This is a genomic window from Mesorhizobium sp. WSM4809 (assembly GCF_055811655.1).
The window spans coordinates 1-1,049 of the sequence record NZ_JBVVQW010000056.1 but is presented as its reverse complement, the minus strand read 5'-3'; the positions used below and the strand labels follow the sequence as shown (position 1 = coordinate 1,049).

Sequence of the window (1,049 nt, the reverse complement as noted above, 5' to 3'; positions counted from 1 at the left end):
CTAGTGGTTTACGCCTGACATAAGAGTCCGGCTTGGGATTCCCTTTTGTGACTGCGCATGCGAGTCTGGCGCATGCGCACAGGAATATTCCTCTCCGTTTCTTCGATTGATCGTCAGCATCTGGGCGCGCTGCTGATTAGAGATCGCGGTGGCAAGAACCAACTGGCCACCAGCAAAGTCGAGACCGGTCCGACGCTGCGCTATACCTACGACGCCAACGGCAATCGCCTGGCGATCATCAACAAACAAACTCAAGTGAGGCAATCCATGCAGCGCCGCACCGTCGCATTTTTCGTGCGCCTTTAGCGGTTCCGCTGTTTGTCCTGGTTTGGTCGTTTGCTGGCCATCTCGCTCTGGGATGGCGGCTGACGATGATGGTCATCGCTGCATTCCTGAGCTACGGCGGCACTCTGGCATTTGGGATTCCCGCATATTTTTTCCTGACAGCGCGGGGTATGACGGCCGCCTGGATCACCGGAGTAGTCGGCTTCGCAATAGGCGCCCTAATGTGGCTCGTATTCTTGGTGCTTTTTCCACTCTCTCTAGCAGGCTGTTGAAAAAGGCACTCGCCACCGGACCGCAGCGATGATTCACTGGTTCCGAAGGGATTCGGAGGTGACGAGTGCGCGGGGGCGACGATCGAACTGGCGAACTGTTCAGCTATGTTGACCTTGAGGCGCGGGTGCGGCGCAATCATCCGTTACGGGCGATTCGGACGATTGTGAATGAAGCCTGTCGGCGCTGGAGCGTGAGTTTGCAGCGCTGTATTCGCCGATCAGGCGGCCCTCGATCCCGCCGGAGAAGCTGCTGCGGGCGATGCTTTTGCAGGCTTTCTATTCGATCCGCTCGGAGCGGCTGTTGATGGAGCGGCTGGAATACGACCTTCTGTTCCGCTGGTTCGTCGGGATTGGCGTTGACGATGCGGCCTGGGATCATTCTGTGTTCTCCAAAAACCGTGACCGGCTGCTGGAGGGCGACATCGCGACAAAGTTCCTTGCTGCGGTGCTGGCGCAGCCCAAGGTCAAGAAGCTCCTGTCCACGGATCACTT

Annotated in this window: 1 protein-coding gene and 1 pseudogene; both read left to right on the top strand. The window is 58.0% G+C overall.

Translation table 11 applies throughout. The features are described from left to right. Window positions 1–72: 72 nt before the first annotated feature. Window positions 73–306 (top strand): hypothetical protein, encoded by a 234-nt coding sequence (locus AC0L24_RS33815; protein WP_473565082.1) that lies wholly within the window; start codon window positions 73–75, stop codon window positions 304–306. A 316-nt stretch (window positions 307–622) separates the two neighbouring features. Next, window positions 623–1,049, top strand: a pseudogene (locus AC0L24_RS33810) (transposase); the annotation flags it as partial.